This is a genomic window from Albidovulum sp. (assembly GCF_049646345.1).
In the GTDB taxonomy this organism is placed as follows: domain Bacteria; phylum Pseudomonadota; class Alphaproteobacteria; order Rhodobacterales; family Rhodobacteraceae; genus Albidovulum.
This window is the reverse complement of sequence record NZ_JBARVQ010000388.1, coordinates 1-1,663: the sequence shown is the minus strand read 5'-3', so window position 1 is coordinate 1,663 and position 1,663 is coordinate 1. Positions and strand designations below refer to the sequence as shown.

Annotated in this window: 2 protein-coding genes; both read left to right on the top strand. The window is 63.6% G+C overall.

The genetic code is table 11. From position 1 onward, the window contains the following. A complete protein-coding gene (locus WBB85_RS09550) occupies positions 1–531 on the top strand; it encodes an HK97 family phage prohead protease (protein ID WP_432638390.1) in 531 nt (176 codons plus the stop codon). Positions 532–569: 38 nt separating this feature from the next. Next, positions 570–1,663: phage major capsid protein (locus WBB85_RS09545; protein WP_432638389.1), on the top strand; the 1,094-nt coding region annotated here is incomplete at its 3' end.

The window sequence follows — 1,663 nt, the reverse complement described above, 5'->3', positions numbered from 1 at the left end:
ATGAAGTTCTGCCGACTGGGCGAGGATGTCGCCGTTACCGATGGGTGCCGGATCGAGGGCTATGCCTCATTCTTCGGGATCACCGATCAGGGCGGCGATGTTGTGGTCAGTGGCGCCTATGGCAAATCGCTGGCGCGGCTGAAGGCGCACGGCCGCGCGGTGAAGATGCTGTGGCAGCACGATCCGGCGCAGCCGATCGGGGTCTGGGACGAGATCGTCGAGGATTGGCGTGGCCTGCGCGTCAAGGGCCGCATCCTGACAGAGGTCGAGAAGGGCCGCGAGGCGGCGGCATTGGTTGCTGCCGGGGCCATTGACGGGCTTTCCATCGGCTACCGCACGGTGACGGCGGAGAAGGATGCGAAGGGGCAGCGCCTGCTTCGCGAGGTGGAGCTATGGGAGGTGTCGCTGGTCACGTTCCCGATGCTTCCTGAGGCGCGGGTCGGGGCCAAGGGCGATGCGCTTGGGTCGGACGACCTGCGAGAGCTGGCGGCTTTGTTCGATGAGGCGCGCCGGACATTGGCGGGGCATTGAGCCCCGTCTGACGCAACCCCTGACGTGAGGTGATGGGTATGAAGAAGACCGAGACGAAGGCTCGGGCCGGGGAAGGCGTGTCCGACGCTCCGGCCGGGGAGGTGAAGTCTGCGCTTCAGGGTTTCCTGAGCGAGTTCAAGGGCTTTCAGGACGACATGAAATCAAGGTTGCAACAACAGGAAGAGCGACTGACCATGCTGGATCGCAAATCTCACATGCCGGGCCGTCCGGTTCTGTCCACCGCCATCGACCATGAGGCACCGCACAAGAAGGCCTTTGCGGCCTATCTGCGGTCGGGCGACGATGACGGGCTGCGGGGCCTTGCCCTGGAAGGCAAGGCGCTAAACACGCAGGTGAATGCGGAGGGCGGTTTCCTTGTTGATCCGCAGACCTCGGAGCGTATTCGCGGGGTGCTGAAAGCAACCTCGTCGCTGCGTTCGATTGCCAATGTCGTGCAGGTTGAGGCGACCTCATTCGACGTGCTGGTCGATCATACCGATCTGGGGTCGGGCTGGGCGACCGAGACGGGCTCAATCTCGGAAACCGGGACACCCCAGATCGACCGGATCTCGATCCCGCTGCATGAACTGGCGGCGATGCCGAAGGCGTCACAGCGCCTGCTGGACGACTCTGCCTTCGACGTCGAGGGCTGGCTCGCCGAGCGCATTGCCGACAAGTTCAGCCGGGCCGAGGCGCAATCCTTCATCTCGGGCGATGGCATCGACAAGCCGACGGGTTTCCTGACCCATTCGACCGTTGACAACGGGGCCTGGGCCTGGGGATCACTTGGCTATGTGCCGACAGGTGCGGCGGGTGACTTTTCCCCCACCAATGCCTCGGACGCGATCATTGATCTGGTCTATGCGCTGAACGCGGAATATCGGGCGAATGCGGCCTTCGTGATGAATTCGAAGACTGCGGGTGCTGTGCGCAAGATGAAGGATGCCGATGGCCGCTTCCTGTGGTCGGATGGTCTGGCGGCGGGTGAACCGGCGCGGCTGATGGGCTATCCGGTTCTGGTGGCCGAGGATATGCCGGATATCGGTGCTGACGCCTATGCCATCGCCTTCGGCGATTTCCACAATGGCTATACCATCGCCGAACGCCCCGACATGCGGGTGCTGCGCGATCC

Coding starts and splice junctions, on each gene's coding strand:
- WBB85_RS09550 (WP_432638390.1), top strand. CDS start 1: ATGAAGTTCTGCCGACTGGGCGAGGATGTCGCCGTTACCGATGGGTGC.